Source organism: Streptomyces sp. NPDC025833 (assembly GCF_055558055.1).
This window is the reverse complement of record NZ_JBVHNF010000014.1, coordinates 161,865-181,847: the sequence shown is the minus strand read 5'-3', so window position 1 is coordinate 181,847 and position 19,983 is coordinate 161,865. Positions and strand designations below refer to the sequence as shown.

The 19,983-nt window shown below is 74.4% G+C and carries 16 protein-coding genes; 5 read left to right on the top strand and 11 right to left on the bottom strand.

The annotated features are described in order from the left end of the window. Positions 1 to 355: 355 nt before the first annotated feature. From ACZ4K2_RS25440 to ACZ4K2_RS25420, 5 genes are all read right to left on the bottom strand, one after another. Positions 356 to 1,279, bottom strand: a complete 924-nt coding sequence (locus ACZ4K2_RS25440) for an LLM class F420-dependent oxidoreductase (protein ID WP_467475955.1) — start codon at positions 1,277 to 1,279, stop codon at positions 356 to 358. A gap of 230 nt (positions 1,280 to 1,509) precedes the next feature. Beyond that, positions 1,510 to 1,995 carry a DUF6099 family protein gene (locus ACZ4K2_RS25435; protein ID WP_467475956.1) on the bottom strand — a complete coding sequence of 162 codons (486 nt, stop codon included), beginning with the start codon at positions 1,993 to 1,995 and terminating at the stop codon, positions 1,510 to 1,512. Between the two features lie 187 nt (positions 1,996 to 2,182). Beyond that, complete coding sequence (locus ACZ4K2_RS25430) at positions 2,183 to 2,542, bottom strand: nucleotide pyrophosphohydrolase (protein WP_467475957.1); 360 nt, start codon at positions 2,540 to 2,542, stop codon at positions 2,183 to 2,185. Continuing rightward, a complete protein-coding gene (locus tag ACZ4K2_RS25425) occupies positions 2,539 to 3,735 on the bottom strand; it encodes an AAA family ATPase (RefSeq protein WP_467475958.1) in 1,197 nt (398 codons plus the stop codon). The genes ACZ4K2_RS25430 and ACZ4K2_RS25425 overlap by 4 nt, the downstream gene beginning before the upstream one ends. A gap of 276 nt (positions 3,736 to 4,011) precedes the next feature. Further along, complete coding sequence (locus ACZ4K2_RS25420; protein ID WP_467475959.1) at positions 4,012 to 4,401, bottom strand: cell division protein SepF; 390 nt, start codon at positions 4,399 to 4,401, stop codon at positions 4,012 to 4,014. Between the two features lie 274 nt (positions 4,402 to 4,675). On the opposite strand from ACZ4K2_RS25420, the gene ACZ4K2_RS25415 reads away from it, so the two are divergent. From ACZ4K2_RS25415 to lpdA, 5 genes are all read left to right on the top strand, one after another. Next, a complete protein-coding gene (locus ACZ4K2_RS25415) occupies positions 4,676 to 6,388 on the top strand; it encodes a hypothetical protein (RefSeq protein ID WP_467476086.1) in 1,713 nt (570 codons plus the stop codon). A gap of 153 nt (positions 6,389 to 6,541) precedes the next feature. Further along, entirely contained in the window at positions 6,542 to 8,347 is a 1,806-nt protein-coding gene (locus ACZ4K2_RS25410) for a methylmalonyl-CoA mutase family protein (protein WP_467475960.1), read from the top strand. Next, positions 8,347 to 10,521 carry a methylmalonyl-CoA mutase gene (gene scpA, locus ACZ4K2_RS25405; protein WP_467475961.1) on the top strand — a complete coding sequence of 725 codons (2,175 nt, stop codon included), beginning with the start codon at positions 8,347 to 8,349 and terminating at the stop codon, positions 10,519 to 10,521. The genes ACZ4K2_RS25410 and scpA overlap by 1 nt, the downstream gene beginning before the upstream one ends. A 5-nt stretch (positions 10,522 to 10,526) precedes the next feature. After that, entirely contained in the window at positions 10,527 to 11,522 is a 996-nt protein-coding gene (gene meaB / locus ACZ4K2_RS25400; RefSeq protein ID WP_467475962.1) for a methylmalonyl Co-A mutase-associated GTPase MeaB, read from the top strand. Between the two features lie 173 nt (positions 11,523 to 11,695). Next, complete coding sequence (gene lpdA, locus ACZ4K2_RS25395; RefSeq protein ID WP_467475963.1) at positions 11,696 to 13,096, top strand: dihydrolipoyl dehydrogenase; 1,401 nt, start codon at positions 11,696 to 11,698, stop codon at positions 13,094 to 13,096. 93 nt (positions 13,097 to 13,189) lie between these two features. Here lpdA and ACZ4K2_RS25390 read toward each other — a convergent pair whose 3' ends face one another. The 6 genes from ACZ4K2_RS25390 to ACZ4K2_RS25365 all read right to left on the bottom strand — a co-directional run bounded on the left by ACZ4K2_RS25390 (position 13,190) and on the right by ACZ4K2_RS25365 (position 19,349). Then, positions 13,190 to 14,233, bottom strand: coding sequence for a MerR family transcriptional regulator (locus ACZ4K2_RS25390; RefSeq protein WP_467475964.1), 1,044 nt, complete (start codon positions 14,231 to 14,233; stop codon positions 13,190 to 13,192). Then, positions 14,227 to 14,931, bottom strand: coding sequence for a HEAT repeat domain-containing protein (locus tag ACZ4K2_RS25385; protein WP_467475965.1), 705 nt, complete (start codon positions 14,929 to 14,931; stop codon positions 14,227 to 14,229). Before ACZ4K2_RS25385 ends, ACZ4K2_RS25390 begins: the two co-directional genes overlap by 7 nt. Positions 14,932 to 15,196: 265 nt before the next feature. After that, positions 15,197 to 15,742, bottom strand: coding sequence for a hypothetical protein (locus ACZ4K2_RS25380; protein ID WP_467475966.1), 546 nt, complete (start codon positions 15,740 to 15,742; stop codon positions 15,197 to 15,199). 70 nt (positions 15,743 to 15,812) lie between these two features. Next, the gene (locus tag ACZ4K2_RS25375) at positions 15,813 to 16,352 is read right to left on the bottom strand and encodes a DUF1360 domain-containing protein (protein ID WP_467475967.1); all 540 of its coding nucleotides are present in this window, start codon (positions 16,350 to 16,352) and stop codon (positions 15,813 to 15,815) included. A 556-nt stretch (positions 16,353 to 16,908) separates the two neighbouring features. After that, the gene (locus tag ACZ4K2_RS25370) at positions 16,909 to 17,394 is read right to left on the bottom strand and encodes a hypothetical protein (protein ID WP_467475968.1); all 486 of its coding nucleotides are present in this window, start codon (positions 17,392 to 17,394) and stop codon (positions 16,909 to 16,911) included. A gap of 494 nt (positions 17,395 to 17,888) precedes the next feature. Further along, positions 17,889 to 19,349, bottom strand: a complete 1,461-nt coding sequence (locus tag ACZ4K2_RS25365) for an aminotransferase class I/II-fold pyridoxal phosphate-dependent enzyme (RefSeq protein WP_467475969.1) — start codon at positions 19,347 to 19,349, stop codon at positions 17,889 to 17,891. Between the last annotated feature and the right edge of the window lie 634 nt (positions 19,350 to 19,983).

Here is a 19,983-nt window from a genome sequence, read left to right as displayed (position 1 = left end):
CAGGTTCCCCGGCCATGCGGGGCGGCCGGGCCGCTGCAAGGTGCGAGCCGGCGGTTCCCGGGCTGGGCGGCCGGGCAGGGGAGGCCGGGCGGCACATCCGGGCCGCGTCTCGGGAGCCCGCGGGGCCCACGGCCTCCCGGGCCGAGTCGCGACCCGCGTCGGTCGGCCAGGGCGGGACCCGTAGGCCAACCGGGCCGCTGCGCGGTGCGGCTGGACGCCATCCCGGACCGGACGGCCTGGCACCGCGTCCCGGCCGCCCCGGAATCCACCGGCCGCCCGGGACGGGCGCCGCCGTGGTGCGTGGTGGACGGTCGTGCGGCCGGGCCGGTCACGGGGCAGGGCCCGGCCGGGATGGCTACGACAGTTGCGACTGGACCTGGGCGGAGATCAGCTCCAGGTGGTCAAGGTCGTCGAGGTCCAGGACCTGGAGGTAGATCCGCTGCGAGCCGATCCCGGCGTACCGGCCGATCTTGTCGACGACCTCGGCCGGGGAGCCGGCCAGCCCGTTGGCCTTCAGCTCGTCCACCTCGCGGCCGATCACGGCGGCGCGGCGGGCCACCTCCTGGTCGTCCTTGCCGACGCAGACGACGAGCGCGTTCGAGTACGTCAGCTCGTCCGCGTCGCGGCCCGCCTCCGCCGCGGCGGCCCGTACCCGGCCGAACTGCCGCTCGCTGTCCTCGACCGAGGCGAACGGGATGTTGAACTCGTCGGCGTACCGGGCGGCGAGCCGCGGGGTACGGGTCGCGCCGTGACCGCCGATGAGCACCGGGACGCGGCTCTGCGCGGGCTTGGGCAGCGCGGGCGACCCGGTGAGGTCGTAGTGCGTGCCGTGGAAGTCGAAGGTCTTGCCGACCTCGGTCGCCCAGAGTCCGGTGACGATCGCGAGCTGCTCCTCCAGGCGGGCGAACTTCTCCTTCGGGAAGGGGATGCCGTACGCCTTGTGCTCCTCCTCGAACCAGCCCGCGCCGAGGCCCAGCTCCACCCGGCCGCCGGACATCTGGTCGACCTGGGCGACCTGGATGGCGAGCACACCGGGGAGCCGGAAGGTGCCCGCGGTCATCAGGGTGCCCAGGCGGATGCGCTTGGTCTCCCGCGCGAGGCCGGCCAGCGTGATCCAGGCGTCCGTGGGGCCGGGCAGGCCGTCCGCGTTGCCCATGCGCAGGTAGTGGTCGGAGCGGAAGAAGGCGTCGAAGCCGAGGTCCTCGGTGGCCTTCGCCACGGTGAGGAGGGTGTCGTACGAGGCTCCCTGCTGGGGCTCGGTGAAGATTCGAAGGTCCATGCACCTATCCTGCACGGCGCCCGGCGGGCCAACCGCGCCGGTGTCCTCCGGCTCGGTCGTCCCCGGCCGGGTGAAGGACGTCCGCCCCGGGCGCGGACCGTACTCCGAACCGGTGATCCGACCGGGCAGCGACCCGGCCGAGCCGACCGGGCGGTCAAGGCCCGGGGCGCCGGCGTGCCCTCGCAGCCTCTCTGGGAGCTGGGAGCTGGGACCGGACCGGGACCGGGCCGTCAGACCCCGGACGGGCTGTCCTGGGTGTCCTTCGGCAGCAGCTCCTCCCGTGCCGCCAGCTTGCGCAGCATCTCGCGGACGCGGTCGCGGGACTCGTCGGCCGCGTCGATCGCCTCCATGCACTGCCAGTACGTCGTCTCGTCGGCAGCCGCACTGGCCATGCCGACCAGGGATATGCCGACCTCGCCGAGCAGGCCCCCGAGGCAGAGCAGCGCCTCGCGGGCGTCCTCCAGCTCGGTGAGCTGGGCGGCGCGCAGGTCGCCGGGGTCGAGTTCGGGTGGGTCCAGGACCCCGCAGCCCCGGCCCGCCAGTTCCGTCAGCCCGAGCGCCTCGCCGCGCAGCTCCGGCGGTCCGGAGACCGCGAGCCGGCTCCCGACCGCCTGCGCGAGGGCCTGTGCCTGCCAGACCTCCGCCATCATCTCCGCCGCGTCGGCGCCGCCCGCAAGAGCGCGCCTGCTCGCGAGGATGAGCCGTACCGCATCCATGTGGTGCCCCCGTCCGCTCCGCCGCGTCATTCCGGCACGGCCATCCGAACTCTCCTGTCCACTACCCAGAGTGAGGGTCCGTGAGACGAAAAGCCAGAGGAAGACGGAAATTACTGGACAACAATTCGGATTCGGCGACCGATCCGACTCCGGAGAGTAATAACGGAATTATCGATTCCGAACGTTGTCACTCCCCCTCGGCGGTCGTCCCGCCCCCGGCGCCCGGCACCGGGAACCGGTGTTCGTTGCGGTCGATCTTGGCGGCCAGGGCGGCCAGCGGGTCGATGCCGAGCACCTCGCAGAACTGGAGCAGGTAGGCCAGGACATCGGCGACCTCGTCCGTGACGCGGTGCGCCGTGCCGGGGTCGTCCATCACGCGGGCCGACTCCTCCGGTGTCAGCCACTGGAAGATCTCGACCAGTTCGGAGGCCTCCACCGAGAGGGCGGCGACGAGGTTCTTGGGGGTGTGGTAGGGCTGCCAGTTCCGCGCGGCGGCGAACTCGGCGAGCCGGTGCTGGAGTCGGGGCAGGTCGGGGTGTTCCGTCACGGGTCCAGGTGTACCACCGCGACGCCCGGGGTCCCGGCGGCCCAGGAGGCGTCGCTGACCGCGGCCACGCACCGGACGTGCCCGCGCTCCCCCATGCGGGCGGCCAGCCGCAGCAACTCCCGGCGCTGCACGGGGTCCAGGCCGCGGTCGAAGCCGTCGGCGAGGACGGTGAGGGTGCGCAGCGCGTCGGGCACCTCGCCCGGTACGTCCACCTCCAGCACCCCCGGCCCGGTCAGCAGCACCAGGGTGAGCGCGAGGTAGCGCAGTTCGCCGTCGCCGAGCCGGGCCACGTCGGTGCGGAAGCCGTCGCCGCGGTCGAGCAGCGCCCGTACCGTGCCGTCGCCCTGCGGCTCGGCGACCAGGTCGGCCACCCCGCCCGCACACCCCGCACGCAGCGCCTCGACCAGCATGCCGTGCCGGCGGTGGCACTCGGCCCGGGTGCGCCACAGCACGTCGGCCAGGTTGTCGCAGCCGGGGAGCAGCCGGCCGGACCCGGTGGGGACGGGGAACCGCATGTGCTCGGGCCGGGGGTCGCAGGGGAAGACCGAGCGCAGCGCGACGACCATCTGCTCGGCGGCGGCGAGCACCCGGCGCTGCCCGTCGGTCTTGCCGGCCACCCGCAGCGGCAGCAGAGGCGTGCCGAGGCGGTCGTCGGGGAGCGGTGCGCGGGTCACCGGGGCGGTGCCGGCGGTGTGCCAGGCCGCCTGGACGGTACGGCGCCCGGGGTCGCGCAGCGCGGTCTCCAGCAGGACGACCCCGCGCGCGGTCAGCCGCTCCCCCACGATCCGCAGCTCGGGTTCCGCCTGGACGGCCACGTCGAGCCGGACCGGGCCCTGGGCGCCGTCGGCCGTGCACCCGATGCGGAAACCCCGGCGTCCCCCGGCGTCCGGGCGTGCCCGCTCGGGCACGCAGGAGGCCGGGTCCGGGAACGCCTCCGCCAGCGGGGCGCCGGCCCCGAGCCGCGCCAGCGCCTCGTACGCCGTGAGCGCGGTGGTCTTGCCCGCCCCGCTCGGCCCCGCGAACAGCGTGACCGACCCCAGCGGGAACCCGGCCCGGCGGTGCCCGGCGAAGGCCGACAGCCGCAGCTCGGTGATCCGGGAGCGGATGTCGAGTGGCTGGTCGGACCGCGCGGGGACGGTCACGGCGGACGCGTCGGCCGCAGGCGGCTCAGCGGACACGGAGGGCACGGCCATGTGCGGACCGTAGAACCCCGCCCGCACGCCGAACCGTTTCGCCCCCGGCACCTTCCTACGATCGGGGGACGCCCCCCGCCCGGAGCGGCCCCGCACCGACAGCGGCACAGGCACCGGCACCGGCACCGGCACCGGCACCGGCACCGGCACCGGCACCGGACCAGCGTGCGCGGAGCGCCCGGAGGACACCGCCCCCGGGCACCCACGCCACCGGCCGCCCAGGACCCCCGCACCGGCCACCAGCCGCCGACCACCGGCCGGCCCCCGCGTCCGCCCTCAGTCGCCCGAGAGCCCCGCGCCCGCCATCAGCCCGCTGACCTCCGTGCCGGGCGGGGTGAGGAGGAAGACGTTGCGGTCGACGCGGTGCATCCCGCTGCCCAGGCCGAAGACGACGCCCGTGCTGAAGTCGAGGACGCGCTTGGCGACGTCGCCCTCCGCACCGGACAGGTCGAGCAGCACCGGCACCCCGGACATCAGGGTCTCGGCGACCTCCCGGGCGTCCGCGAAGACGTTGACGCGCAGGACCACGAACCGGCGACGGCTCTCGGTCTCGGCGTCGGGCAGCGAGCGGTGGCCCACCGCGGAAGGCCAGGAGTCCCGGCCCCGCAGCGGCACGACCTGGGCGAGCCCTTCCCACTGTTCATCGGTGACGTCGTAACGGCTCACCGGCTCCCCCTGACCTGACTCGCATTCAATGCCTGCACCAGCCAATTCTTACGCCAAGTCACCCGTTCGGCCCAACAACGACACGGTATGCGCGTCCTCCCCCTCCTCCGCGCGGCTGTTCGAGTGCCATGCCCCGAAGGGGCTATTCTCGCCGGGCTCCTGCCCGACGCGCCCCCGGACCGCCCCCACCGCCCGTCCGCCGCCACTAGCCTCCGGTGCCGTGCGTTCGGCAGAAACACAGCAGGCAACGACCGACCGGCGGTTCTCCCCGGCGGTGTCCCCGGACCCCGGCCCCCGTGCCGCGGTCCCGGACGGCCCCGCGCAGTGGCACCGCGTGCTCACGCTCCTCGCCGACGTGAGCCTGTTCATCGGCACCCGCTCGGTCTGGTCCCAGGCCGTCTCGCACCACCTGGTCCTCGCGGGCGTCATCTCGGTCTGCTACGTCTCGATCCTGGTGACCGGCGTGCTCGCCCTGTCGGTGCGTCGGACCCGGTCGCTGGCCCGGCTGGACGTGGTGGTGCTGGTGACCGCCGTCGTCCTCGCCCTGTGCGCCTGGGCGCTGAACCACACCGGCGGCGACGAGGCCGCCCTGACCACCCAGGCCGCGCGGGAGATCGCCGCCGGGCACCAGGTGTACGACCACCCCTGGCCCTGGCTGTTCCGCAAGGGCGTCTCCCTGACCGCGACCATGGACGGCGGGTACGACCTCACCTACGGCTACCCCCCGCTCGCCCCGCTGCTCACCGTGCCGCTGCTGTGGCTGGGCGGCGGCGGCGCACCGGCGACCGCCGCGGCCACGGTGGCGCTGCTGGCCGGCACGGTGGCGCTGTGGCGGCTGCTCCCGGTGCCGTGGCGCTCGGCGGCGACCATGGTCTGCCTGGGCTTCGGCCTCCTGCCGCAGTACGCGCGGCAGGGGTATCCGGCCGTCATCGGGCTGGCCCTGCTGATCCCGGTGGTGGTGCGCTGGCCCCGGCTCGGCGCGCGCGGCCGGCTGGGCGCCACCGGGATCGCGCGCGCCGCGTGCCTCGGCGCCGCCTGCGCCGCACAGCAACTTCCCTGGTTCGTCACGCCGTTCCTGCTGGCCGGGATCTACGCCGTCCGGCGCGGCGAACTGGGCCGGCGGGCGGCGGCCCGGGTGCTGCTGCGGATCACGGGCATCGCGGTGCTCACCTGGCTGCTGATCAGCGCGTACTTCATCGTCACCGAGCCCGGCCCGTGGCTGGACGGCGTCGCCCTGCCGCTGACCCAGGGCGCGGTGCTGCACGGCCAGGGCCTGGTGGACGTCTCGCTGTACTTCACGCCGGGCAGCGACCGGCTCGACTGGTACGGCCGCGCGAGCGCCGCCCTCGCCGCCGCCCTGCTGGCGCTGTTCGTCCTGTTCGTACGGCGGCTCGGGCCGGCCGCGACCGTGCTGCCCTGGTGCGCCTTCTACCTGGCGACCCGTTCGCAGGACGGCTACTACCTGATGATGACGCCGTTGTGGCTGGTCGCGGCGGTCACCGCGCCGCTGCCGGAGTTCGCCCACGCCTGGCAGCCGCGGCCCCGCACGCCGGCCGGACCGCGCCGCCGGGCCGCCCTGGCCGCCGCGGTGGCCGTGCTGCTGGCACCCGCCCTGGTGAGCGCGGTCCTGGCGGCCACGGGGACCGCGCCGCTGCGGATGGACGTCACCGCCGCGCGGCGCGACGCGGCGGACGGCCTGTCCGGGATCACCCTGCGGGTCGCCAACACCGGCGGCACCGCGCTCACCCCGCACTACATGCTGACCGGCGGCCGCATGGGCCGCTACTGGACTCCGGTGCGCGGCCCGGTCGCGATCCCCCCGCACACCACGGCGGTCGTCGAACTCAAGGCGCCGGAGGGCGGTTCCCGGGTACCGTCGGGCGCGCACGCCCGGCTCCGGCTGCGCGCCTTCACGTCGGGCCCGCAGACGCTGTCCACCCGGGACATGCGGGGAGCCGACCTGCACCTCCCACCGCCGGCGGGGTGACGGCCGGGCGATGGCCGGATGACGGCCGGATGACGATCGCCGCCGCGGCACCCGCCCCGCGCGACGGGAGCGGCACCGGGCGCCACCGCAAGAAGAGAAACCTCACAGCCCGAGCTCCATCACCTGTTCAGTGCCCTGCCCTAGCATCCGACCATGACGGTCCTGCCTGACGACGGGCTCTCCCTGGCCGCCGAGTTCCCTGACGCGACGCACGAGCAGTGGCAACGCCTGGTCGAGGGCGTGCTGCGCAAGTCGGGCAAGGAGCTTTCCGGCGAGGCAGCGGAGGACGCCCTGTCCACGACGCTGGAAGACGGGCTGCGCACCCGGCCCCTGTACACCGCGCGCGACAGCGCGCCCGACCCCGGCCTGCCGGGCTTCGCCCCCTTCGTGCGGGGCAGCCGTCCGGAGGGCACCAGCACGAGCGGCTGGGACGTACGGCAGCGGCACACGGCGCTCACGGAGGACGCCGTGCTCGCCGACCTGGAGAACGGCGGCACCTCCCTCTGGCTGACGCTGGGCGAGGGCGGCATCCCCCTCTCCGACCTGGGCCGCGCCCTCGACGGCGTCCACCTCGACCTGGCCGCCGTCGTCCTGGACGCGGGCCGCGACACCGAACGGGCCGCGCGGGCCCTGCTGGAGCTGTACGCGCGGGCCGACGTGGCCGCCGGGGACGCGCGCGGCAACCTGGGCGGCGACCCGCTCGGGTACGAGGCCCGCACCGGCACCCCGCTCGACTTCGCGCCGTACGCCGAACTGGCCGCACACTGCGCCGAGCGGTACCCGGGGCTGCGGGCGCTGACCGTGGACGCGCTGCCGTACCACGAGGCGGGCGGCTCGGCGGCCCAGGAGCTGGGCGCCTCGCTGGCCACCGGCGTCGCCTACCTGCGCGAGCTGACCGAGGCCGGTCTCGGCGTCGAACAGGCCGTCGCGCAGCTCGAGTTCCGCTACGCGGCCACCGCCGACCAGTTCCTGACGATCGCCAAGCTGCGCGCCGCGCGCCGACTGTGGGCGCGGGTCGCCGAGGTCTGCGGGGCGCCGGACGCGGGCGCGCAGGTGCAGCACGCGGTGACCTCGCCGGTGATGATGACCCGCCGCGACCCGTGGGTGAACATGCTGCGCACCACGATCGCGACCCTGGCCGCCGGGGTGGGCGGCGCGGACGCCGTGACCGTGCTGCCGTTCGACCACGCGCTCGGGCTGCCGGACGCGTTCGCGCGCCGGATCGCCCGCAACACCTCCGCCATCCTGATCGAGGAGTCCCACCTGGCCCGGGTCGTCGATCCGGCGGGCGGCTCCTGGTACGTCGAGCGGCTGACCGGCGAACTCGCCGAGGCCGCCTGGCAGTTCTTCCGTTCGGTGGAGCGCGACGGCGGCCAGGCGGCCGTGCTGCGCTCCGGGCGGCTCCGCACCGACCTGGCGACGACCTGGGCGGAGCGGTCCAAACGGCTCGCCAAGCGGCGCGAACCCATCACCGGCGTCAGCGAGTTCCCGCTGCTGGCCGAGAAGCCCGTGGAGCGCGCCGCCGCGCCCGAGCCGCCCTCGGGCGGTCTGCCGCGCGTGCGCCGCGACGAGGCCTACGAGGAACTGCGCGCCCGCTCCGACGCCCACCTCGCGGCGACCGGCGCCCGGCCCCGGATCTTCCTCGCCACGATCGGCTCGCCCGCCGAGTACACGGCACGGGCGACGTTCGCCGCCAACCTCTTCCAGGCCGGCGGCATCGAACCGGTCACCGAGGGCGGCTTCGAGGACAGCGGCGCCACCGAGGCCGTGCTGTGCTCCAGCGACGCGCTCTACGCCGAGCGGGCCGAGGAGAGCGCCGCGGCGCTGCGCGCGGCCGGTGCCCGGCACGTGTTCCTGGCGGGCCGGGGCGACCGGCCCGGCATCGACTCGTACGTCTTCGCCGGCTGCGACGCCGTGGACGTGCTGTCCTCGACCCTCGACCGCATGGGAGTGTCCTGATGGGAATCCCCGACTTCTCCGGCATCGAGCTGGGAACCCCCGTCACCGGCGGCACCCTCGATGCGTGGAGCGCCGCCGTCGAGCAGGCCACCGGGGGCGGGCAGCCGCTGTGGGAGACCCCGGAGGGCATCGCGGTCAAGCCGCTGTACACCGGCCGCGACCTGGAGGGCCTGGACTTCCTGGGCACCTACCCGGGCATCGCGCCGTACCTGCGCGGCCCCTATCCGACGATGTACGTCAACCAGCCCTGGACGATCCGCCAGTACGCGGGCTTCTCCACCGCCGAGGAGTCCAACGCGTTCTACCGGCGCAACCTGGCGGCCGGCCAGAAGGGCCTGTCGGTCGCCTTCGACCTGCCCACGCACCGGGGCTACGACAGCGACCACCCGCGGGTGACCGGTGACGTCGGCATGGCGGGCGTGGCCATCGACTCGATCTACGACATGCGGCAGCTCTTCGACGGCATCCCGCTGGACAAGATGACCGTGTCGATGACGATGAACGGCGCGGTGCTGCCGATCCTGGCGCTGTACATCGTGGCGGCGGAGGAGCAGGGCGTACCGCCCGAGAAGCTGGCCGGGACCATTCAGAACGACATTCTGAAGGAGTTCATGGTCCGCAACACCTACATCTATCCGCCGAAACCGTCGATGCGGATCATCTCCGACATCTTCGCGTACACCTCGCAGCGGATGCCGCGCTACAACTCGATCTCCATCTCCGGCTACCACATCCAGGAGGCGGGCGCGACGGCCGACCTGGAGCTGGCGTACACGCTCGCGGACGGGGTCGAGTACATCCGCGCGGGCCGGGAGGCGGGCCTGGACGTGGACGCGTTCGCGCCCCGGCTCTCCTTCTTCTGGGCGATCGGCATGAATTTCTTCATGGAGGTCGCCAAGCTGCGGGCGGCGCGGCTGCTGTGGGCGAAGCTGGTCGCGCAGTTCGACCCGAAGAACGCCAAGTCCCTGTCGCTGCGCACCCATTCGCAGACCTCGGGCTGGTCGCTGACCGCCCAGGACGTCTTCAACAACGTCACGCGCACCTGCGTGGAGGCGATGGCGGCGACCCAGGGCCACACCCAGTCGCTGCACACCAACGCCCTCGACGAGGCGCTGGCGCTGCCGACCGACTTCTCGGCGCGCATCGCCCGCAACACCCAGCTCCTGATCCAGCAGGAGTCCGGCACCACCCGGTCCATCGACCCGTGGGGCGGCAGCGCCTACGTGGAGCGGCTGACGTACGACCTCGCCCGCAAGGCGTGGGCGCACATCCAGGAGGTCGAGCAGGCCGGCGGCATGGCGCAGGCCATCGACGCCGGCATCCCGAAGCTGCGCGTGGAGGAGGCGGCGGCCCGCACCCAGGCCCGCATCGACTCCGGCCGGCAGCCGGTGATCGGCGTGAACAAGTACCGGGTGGACAGCGACGAGCAGATCGAGGTCCTGAAGGTCGACAACTCCTCGGTGCGCGCCCAGCAGATCGAGAAGCTGCGGCGGCTGCGCGCGGAGCGGGACGAGGCCGCGTGCCGGGACGCGCTGGACGCGCTGACCCGGGCAGCCGACGGCGGGGACAACCTGCTGGAGCTGGCCGTGCGCGCCGCCCGCGCCAAGGCGACGGTCGGCGAGATCTCGGACGCCCTGGAGAAGGTGTACGGCCGGCACGCGAGCCAGATCCGTACGATCTCCGGTGTGTACCGCAACGAAGCAGGCCAGTCCCCGTCCGTGCACCGCACCCGGGCCCTGGTGGACGCGTTCGAGGAGGCCGAGGGACGCCGGCCGCGCATCCTGGTCGCCAAGATGGGCCAGGACGGCCACGACCGCGGCCAGAAGGTGATCGCGACCGCCTTCGCCGACCTCGGCTTCGACGTCGACGTCGGCCCGCTGTTCCAGACGCCGGAGGAGGTCGCCCGGCAGGCGGTCGAGGCGGACGTGCACGTGGTCGGGGTGTCCTCGCTGGCCGCCGGCCACCTCACGCTCGTCCCGGCGCTGCGCGAGCGGCTCGCCGAGGAGGGCCGCGGGGACATCATGATCGTGGTCGGCGGGGTGATCCCGCCGCAGGACGTGCCGACGCTGCTGGAGATGGGCGCCACGGCCGTGTTCCCGCCCGGGACGGTGATCCCGGACGCGGCCCACGACCTGGTGAAGCGGTTGTCGGCCGACCTCGGCCACGAGCTGTAGCGCCGATGGCAGCGATCGATCTCGACACGTACGTGAAGGGTGTGCTCGACGGGAGGCGGGCCCTGGTGGCCCGCGCCATCACGCTCGTCGAGTCCACCCGGCCGCAGCACCGGGCGCTGGCCCAGCAGTTGCTCACCGAGCTGCTGCCGCACAGCGGCCGGGCGCGGCGGATCGGCGTGAGCGGGGTGCCGGGGGTCGGCAAGTCGACGTTCATCGACGCGTTCGGCACGATGCTGACCTCGCTGGGCCACCGGGTCGCCGTCCTCGCCGTGGACCCGTCCTCGACCCGCACCGGCGGCTCCATCCTGGGTGACAAGACCCGGATGGAGCGCCTGGCGGTGGACCCGGACGCCTTCGTGCGCCCCTCCCCCAGCGCGGGCACGCTGGGCGGTGTCGCGAAGGCCACCCGGGAGTCGATGGTGGTGATGGAGGCGGCCGGCTACGACGTGGTCCTCGTGGAGACCGTCGGCGTCGGGCAGTCGGAGACGGCGGTCGCCGACATGGTCGACTCCTTCCTGCTGCTGACCCTGGCCCGCACCGGCGACCAGTTGCAGGGCATCAAGAAGGGCGTCCTGGAGCTGGCCGACGTGATCGCCGTCAACAAGGCGGACGGCCCGCACGAGCGCGACGCCCGGGCCGCGGCCCGGGAACTGGCGGGCGCCCTGCGGCTGATGCACGGCAAGGACGCCTTCTGGACGCCGCCGGTGCTGCACTGCAGCGCCCGGGAGTCGGCCGGTCTGGACACGGTGTGGGAGCGGCTGGAGCAGCACCGCACGCTGCTCGACTCCACGGGGCGGCTGGCCGCCAAGCGCCGGGACCAGCAGGTCGGCTGGACCTGGGCCATGGTCCGGGACGAACTGCTCGGCCGGCTCCACGCCGACCCGGCGGTGCGGGAGGCCGCGCCCGACCTGGAACGGCAGGTCAGGGAGGGCCGCCTGACGGCGACCCTGGCGGCGGACCGCATCCTGGCGGCCTTCGAGGGACGCACGGACGGCGCGTGAGCGGTCTACGGGCGGCCCCCTGAGGGACGGCCCGGAAGCACGGCCCCCGGGCGACGGGCGGCCCGTGAGCGGTCCGGGGCGGGCCGTACCCGGGCCGCCCCGGGGGCCGTACCCGGGCCGCGGCGGGTACCGGGTTGCGTACCGGGCCGTCACCGGACGAGGATCGGTTCCTTGTGAGCCAACATTTCGATGTACTTGTTCTGGGAGCGGGTCCGGGCGGCTACACGGCCGCGGTCCGCAGCGCGCAACTCGGCCTGTCCACAGCGGTGGTGGAGGAGCGGTACTGGGGCGGCGTCTGCCTCAACGTGGGCTGCATCCCCTCCAAGGCGCTGCTGCGCAACGCCGAGATGGTGCAGTTCGTCACCAACGAGGCCAAGGCGTACGGCATCTCGGTGGGTGACCACGTATCCGCCGACTACGGGGTCGCCCACGAGCGCAGCCGCAAGGTCGCCGACGGCCGCGTCAAGGGCGTCCACTACCTGATGAAGAAGAACGCCATCACCCAGTTGGAGGGGCGGGGCGCCTTCACCGACGACCACACCCTGACGGTGACCCACGCGGACGGCGGCACCGAGACGGTGACCTTCGGCCACTGCGTCATCGCGGCCGGCGCGACGCCCCGGCTGCTGCCGGGCACCGCCCTGTCGGACCGCGTGGTCACCTACGAGAGCCAGATCCTGAGCGACACGCTGCCGGACAGCATCGTCATCGCGGGCGCGGGCGCCATCGGTGTGGAGTTCGCCTATGTGCTGCGCAGCTACGGCGTGGACGTCACCATCGTCGAGTTCCTCGACCGCATGGTCCCGCTGGAGGACGAGGAGATCTCCAAGGAGCTGGCGAAGCACTACCGCAAGCTCGGCATCCAGGTCCTCACCGGCACGGCGGTGGAGAGCATCGACGAGTCGGGCCCGCGGCTGCGGGTGACGGTGAACAAGGGCGGTGAGCGCCGGGTGCTGGAGACCGACAAGGTGCTCCAGGCCATCGGCTTCGCGCCGAACGTCCAGGGCTACGGCCTGGAGAACACCGGGGTCCGGCTGACCGAGCGCGGCGCCGTCGACGTCGACGGGCGGTGCCGCACCAGCGTGCCGCACATCTTCGCGATCGGGGACGTCACCGCCAAGCTGATGCTGGCGCACGCCGCCGAGTCCATGGGCATCGTGGCCGCCGAGACCATTGCCGACGCGGAGACCATGGAGCTGGACTACACCATGATCCCGCGGGCCACGTACTGCCAGCCGCAGGTGGCCAGCTTCGGGTGGACGGAGGCGCAGGCCCGGGAGCGCGGTTTCGACGTGCAGGTGGCGAAGTTCCCGTTCACCGCCAACGGCAAGGCGCACGGCCTGGGACACCCCGTGGGCTTCGTCAAGATCATCAGCGACGGGACGCACGGCGAGCTGCTCGGCGCCCACCTCATCGGCCCCGAGGTCACCGAGCTGCTGCCGGAACTGACCCTGGCCCAGCAGTGGGACCTGACGGTCCACGAGGTCGCCCGCAACGTCCACGCGCACCCCACGCTCGGCGAGGCGGTCAAGGAGGCCGTCCACGGCCTGGCCGGCCACATGATCAACATGTGATCACCGGGGGCGGGCGGCCGTACGCACCGCAGACAAGCCACCCGCCCCCGTCGGACCGCCCCGGTCCCGTCAGGCCCCGCGCCGCCCGGACTCTCATCGTCCGGGCTCTCGCCGCCCGGGCTCCCCGGCGGTTCGCCCGGCGGGGAGCGTGGTGCAGGCCGCGGCGACGAGGGCGACGGCGGGGTCGTCGTCGTGGGCGAGCCCGCGCAGGACCTCCCGCGCGGCGGTTCCCGGCAGCTCCACCAGTGCCTGGACCAGGCGTATCCGCGTCGCCGTGTCCGCGGTGGGCGCGGCGAGTTCCCCGGCCAGGGCGGCCGTGATCCGCTCCGCGCACCCGTGGTCCCGGGCCAGCGCGCCGAGGACCTCCGCCGCGTCGACGTCGTGGGCGCCCTCGACCACCATGCCGACGAGCGCCGGTACGGCCGCCGTCCTGCCGCGCCTGCCCAGGGCCAGCGCGGCGTGCCCGCGCACCGCCGCGTCCGGGTCCCCCAGCGCGTCCGCGAGCACCGCGGCCGCGCCCGGCGCCCCGCTCAGCCCGGCGATCGCCCGCACCGCGCGCCGCCGGACGCGGACGTCCTCGGCGTGCGCGCCGGCGGCCAGGGCCGTCACCACGTCCCCGTCGGACCGGGCGAGGGCCCAGCGCAGGGCGCCCGCGACGACGGGGTCGGCTTCGGCGAGGACCGCCCCGGCCAGCAGCTCGGCGGGGACCGGCGCGCCCTCGGACCGGGCCAGCACGGCCTGCTGCCGGTGAGCGGCGCTGGCCGAGCGGAGGCCCCGCACGAGTTCGACGGTGCGCAGGACGTCCGGCCAGTCGGTGGGCGCCGACGCGTCGATCGCGCGGAGCCGTTCGAGCAGCTCCCGCTCCCGCTCCAGGCGGTCCTCGGTCCACCGGATGAGGTCGCCGAGGAGGGCGGACGGGGTGAAGGCCGGGTCCTCCAGCGCGCGCCCGATCTGCTTCAGCGAGAGGCCGAGGGAGCGCAGGCTCTCCACGTGGAAGATCCTGCGGACGTCCTCGGCGGAGTACTCACGGTAGCCGCCGACGGTGCGGCCGGTCGGCCGCACCAGCCCGAGGGCCTCGTAGTGCCGGAGCATCCGGGCGCTCACCCCCGAACGGCGGGCGACATCGCCGATCAGCATCCCGCGCTCTCCGCGGCGGCGGCGCGTTCCGTGCCGAGGGCCACGACGCGCTTCGCCTCCTCGACGGCCGCGTCGAATCCGGTCTCCGGATTCCGCCGGAGCAGCTCGGTCGCAGCGGCGTGCGTGGCCACCGCCGGGTCGGGATCGGCGGCGGCCCTCTCCACGGCGGCCCGGGACGCGTCACCCAGGTCGACGAGGGCCCGGCTCAGGCTCAGCCGCACCTGGCGGTCGCCGCGGCCGAGCTGCGCGACCAGTTCGCCGGCCAGGTCCGCCTTCCCCTCCTCGGGCACCAGGACGACCGCCACGCGCCACGCGGTCCGCGCGACCTCGTCGTCGGCGTCGCGCAGCAGGTCACGGGTGATCCACGCCCACGCGCGCGGGTCGCCGATCTTGGACAGCGTGTGCAGCGCCTGGCCGCGGGCCTGGGCCCGCCCGGAACCGAGTTCCCGGCGGATCCGGGGCAGGGTGGTCTCCGGCGGCAGGCGGGTGAGCGCCCAGGACAGCATGTCCCGCACGAAGAAGTCCGGCTCGACCGCGCACCGTTCGACGAGCGCCTCCAGCAGCCCGGACCCGGCGTCCGAACCGGCCGCCAGGGCCGCCTGGAGCCGCACCGAGGGGTCCAGGGCGCCGAGGGCCCGGACCAGGCGGGTGTTCCGCGGGGTTCCATTGGTCGGGTTGATCGCAACCACCTCCTGCACCGAGGGCACACCTTGCCACTGTGTCAAGGTCAAGCGGCACCGACGCCCGGCCACCGGGGCGAGGGCGCGCGGGAGATCCGTTGGTACGAGTGGTCGCGAGCCGCAGGGGTCGGCCGACGAGCCCGGTCCGGGCTGTCGGGACACGGCACGCGCCGCGCCTGGGACGCACGGACCCTCGGACGACGAGCCGGGCAGGGCCCGGGCGGCTGCGATGCGGTCGGCGGAGCGGATCAGCCGGAACCCCGGCGGACGCGCTCGGCACCGTTCACCCGCGTCCCCCCACCCCGTAGGCACGGCCGCGGGGCAGAGGGCCGTGACCGGCACGACCACCGGGGCGTACGGCGGCGTGCCGTTGTCCGGGGCCGGGCCCGTCACGGGCGGCGAGGGCGTCGGCGACGGCGCCGGTGGTGAAGGCGTAGACGGCCTTGTGGAGCAGGTCCACGACGAGTTCCCGGCGGGGCCAGGTGGCGGGCGGGGCTCCCACACCGGTCGCGTTCTCCAGGATCTGGTCGTTGGTGAGGCGGACGACGGTGAACTTGGCGGAGGCGATCGGTCCGCGCAGTCCCGCCTGGGCCATGAGGGACCGCAGCACCCCGAGGAGGGCGGCCTGGCCGTAGTGCATCGTCCAGTTGACCGGCAGCGGCTGTCTGCCGGGGCGTTCGGGCAGACCGGTCAGCCGCTGGAGCACCCGCGCGGGCACGTGGGAGTCGGGCCGGCCGGTGACGGCCTGCTCGATCTTCTCACCGAGGGTCATCACCACGCCCCCGGCGGTGCCGGCGAGCAGTCCTTGCCACAGCGCGCGCTTGAGCATGCCCCGGCGAGTACCCGTACGCACCCGCCTTCACCCGCGCCTGGGACCTGGTCCCGCCGCGGTGCCCGGGTCACTCACCGGTCGTCTTCTCGACCAGCGCACCGTATGCCAGTTGCAGCGTGTCCGCCCCGGCCAGAGCGGCCAGCGCGCCCATGGCGGTGCGCGTCGCATGCGGCCAGAGCAGCTGGCCCGCGGTCAGGGTGGAGGCCACCCAGACGCTCATGCAGAAGGGGCAGGTCGCCAGTTCCCCGACGGTGTGCCTGCCGCCTTCGGGCTGTGCTTCCTCGTGCAGTTCGGCCGGACCCTGCGGGGCGACGTACCGGGTGAAGGGGGCGCGCAGTGGGCTGGTGACCGACGCCTTGGTCAGCAGTCGGCTGAGCCGGAAGGTGGCGACCGAGGTCAGGACCACGTCCCACGGCTCGGGCCGGTCGGGCAACGGGCGGCCGCGGAGCCGTACGGCCCAGGCCCAGCCCGCCGTGTAGGTGGCGAAGCCCGCGATGGCCGCGAGGTATCCGGTCAACGGCCGGTCGTGGCCCGCCTCGTACTCCCTCCCGGTCCGCCGCAGCAGCCCGTGCAGGCGTCGGGTGAGGCGGCCTTCGGCTTTGTCCATGAGGTTCCGTTCCCGTGCGGCGCCGCCCCACCGCGGCCTCGGCCGGCGCCTGCCCGTCGCGGGCCCGGCTCTGCCGCGTCCGGGGGCGGCGTGACGTGCTGTGCGTGGCCGTCCGGGTCTCCACCTGCGCGGACGGCAAACGGAGCAGGGCCCCCGGTGGACCACGCCGGCCGCCCGGCCGGATCACCGCGCGGCGGATCGGGGAGTCCGGGAAGAGCTCCGGCTGACATCCCGCGGGAACCGCCGAGCGCCCGGACACGTGCCTGTCCCCGATCCGGCGCGCGGCTCGGGCGAGGCGGCGAGGCCGCTACCCGGTGCGGCAGGGCCTTCGCCGTCACGTAGGGAGGAACGCAGGACTTCCGGGCCCGCGCCCCAGCGAGGGGAAACCCCCGCCCCGGCCGCCGTCGCCCGCTTCGGGACCCGGCCGCCGTCGGATGACCGCGCGGCGGACGGACACCGCCGGAGCGCCGAACGCACCGAACGCACCGAACCCGCCGGACACGCACGACCGCCGGCCACCGCGGCCGGGCGGTCTCGCGTCCTGGCGGGAAGAGGTTCAGCCGGCCGCCGTGGCCAGTACTTCCCCGGCTTGGCGGACGCGCCACTCCTCGATCGCCTCCTGCTGGCGTCGGGCTCGTTCGAGCAAGGTGTCGAACCGTGCGGTGTCCAGGCGGTCGTCGGTCGCGCTGAGCCGGCGCAGGGTCTCCCAGCCGGCCGCCTTCCCCTCGACCGCCATCCGCAGGACTTCCAGGTCCAGCAGGGTGCCGAGTGGGGAGGGCCGTAGCAGGTGCCCGTTGAGCTTCAGCCTGCCCAGCTTCTCGCCCGTCCAGCCCGCGCACACCTTGTAGCGGCGGACGGGAACGCCGAGATCCCGCATGATCTCCAGCAGCGCCGTCCGGTCCCCGGCGATCTCGGCCGCCACGGGCCGCAGCGCCCGGCCGAGCGCGGAACCGCGGGAGGTGCGCACCAGACGGGTGGCGCGTTCGGTGCCGGCGGTGGCGCCGGCGAGGTGGTCGTTGAGGTAGATGCCGAGCGGCTGCATGTCGACGATTCCTCCGGTGGGGCGGCGCCGGACAGCGCCGGAATGGGAAAGACTTCGCTGTTCATCGCCGGTCCGCGGTCCCGTTTCCCTCCTCGGTCGGTGTCCGCTTCCTACCGGTCCGTCCCCGGGTACCCGGGTGGGCGAGAGAGATCCGGGAAGCGCCGCGGAAGCGCCCCGGGATCCCCTCCCCGGGCGCACTCACGGGAGCGGCCGTGCCGAAGCCCGTCGAGGCCCGGACCGTCGGGCGACTCGCCGGAAAACCGATCCGGACCGGACGGGTCGCGGCCGACGGCACGCCCGCCGGTACGGGCTCGTCAGCGGTCCGGCGAGGGCCCGGTGGACCGGGGCCCGTGCCGTGGGTTCATTCGCCCGCGGCAGCCACGACACGGCGCCCCGGGGCCGACCGGTCCGCGGCCTTCCGCCGGAACCGCTCCGGCGGAGGAGGAAGCCGCCGTCACTCTCGCTCGCGCGCTCCCGTTCCGCGGGTCGGCCGGCTACCGGGCCGTGACCCGCAGGGTCTCGGCACCGGGGTCGGAGGCGTCGGGGATGAGCATGCCGGCGGCCACACCGCTGGTGAGGTAGTCGACGACCTCCCGGGTGATGACCTCGCCGGGGGCGACGACGGGGACGCCGGGCGGGTAGGGGCTGATCGTCTCGGCCGCGACGCGTCCCACCGCCTGGTCGGCGGGGACGTGCTCCGCGCTCGCGAAGAAGGCGTCCCGGGGCAGCATGGCCTGTTCGAGCTGGAGGGCGCGGGGCTCGGGCAGGCGGACCGGGGGCCGCCGCTCGATGGTCCCGGCGTGCTCGACGAGGCGTTGCAGGGCGCTGACGAGGAGTTTCTCGGTGCGGTCGTTGTCGGCGTGGGTGATCTGCGCGCTGATCCGGCAGGTGTCCGAGGAGCCGATGTCGACGTGGCAGTGGGCGCGCAGCCATTCGGTGGCCTGCATGCCGCTGATGCCCAGCTCGCGCACGTCGACCGTGATCTTCAGCGGGTCCAGCTCCGTGGTCAGGCCCTGCTCGACGACTTCCGGGCCCATCAGGCGCAGGCCGGGCATGCCGGTGATCTCCTTGCGGACGCGTTCCGCACGGTGCAGCGCCGTGTCGAGCAGGTCGCGGCCGAACTGGACCATGTGGCGGCGCCAGCCGTCCAGGGTGGCGTACACCAGGGAGGAGGAGCTGGTGGTGCCGAGCAGGTCCTCACGCTGCTTGAGCACGCCGGGCGAGATCCGGTCGCCCTGGAGGTGGAAGACGGAACTCTGCTCGATGGCGGCGCCCATCTTGTGGACGCTGGTGACGACGAGGTCCGCGTCGGCGTTCATGCCCCAGGCCGGCAGGGCGGGGTGGAAGGGCAGGTGGGCTCCCCACGCCTCGTCGACGATGAGCGGGATGTCGTGATCGTGGCAGACGGCGGCGATACCGCGGATGTCCGCGCACGAGCCCCAGTCCGTCGGCGTGATCAGCAGCATGCCCTTGACGTCGGGGTGCTCCCGCAGTGCCCGCCGGACGTCATCGGGCTCCGGCGGGTGGGCCAGGTGCCGCTCGGTGTCGAACTTCGGATGCACCCACACCGGGTGCACACCGTTGACGATCACGCCGGCGATCACCGACTTGTGGGCGTTGCGCGAGACGAGGAGTTTCTCGCCGGGCCCGGCCACCGCCAGCATCGCGGTCTTCACCGACAACGAACTTCCGCAGGTGGAGAAGAAGGCCCGCTCCGCGCCGACGGCATCGGCCATCAGCTCCTCCGCCTGGGTGAGCACCCCTTGGGATTCACGGCGGTCGTCGAGCCCGTTCAGGGAGAGCACGTCCGACGCGAAGACGCCCTCCCCCAGGACGTCGACGACCCGGGGATCGGCCCCCAGGCCCTGCTTGTGGCCCGGCGGCCCGTACACCACGTCGCCACGACGGCGGAACTCGTGCAGCGCCTCCAGCACGGGGACACGTGAGTGGTCCATGACTGTCCTCCTCGTGGATGTCTCGGGAAGAACGGCCGGCCCGGTCACCCGCCGGACGCCGGTCCGCACCAGGGGCGGGTTGCACGGGTGCCGGAGCCGAAACGAGGAAAGGGCGGCCTTCGGCGCCGAAGGGTCCACCCCTCGGACGCACGGTCTACCGCTGGCCCTCGGACGCGCGGTCGGCCGGGCAGGTCTTCGAGCAGATGGGCCGGCGTCTCGGCCCCTTCCGGCAGTGCCTGTACCCGGAAGGCGGTGGCGTTGGGCGACACGCGGGGCCCCGGGCCGACGTCGGTCCAGGCGGGGCCTTTCGCCACCGGCGTGTGTCCACCGTGTCCGCGCGAGCCGTCGCTCCGGGACGCCCGCCTGTCGACCACGAGCCGCGCACGATCGTCTCCGCTCCTGCCCGGCTCGCCGCCCTCCCGGCGCGGTCCGGTGCTCCACCGGACGAGGAGGCGTCCCCGCCGACCGCGGCGGGAAGGACCGCACGGCCGGGGAGAACGCGGAACTTCCGGGTGACCCGGAACGACCGTGCACCTTCGACGCCGGAACACGGCCGGCGGCGGCCCCGCCCCCCGCGCCGGAGGCGATCCGGGACCGCCGGCCGGACGGCGGTGACGCGGCCGTGCCGGGACGG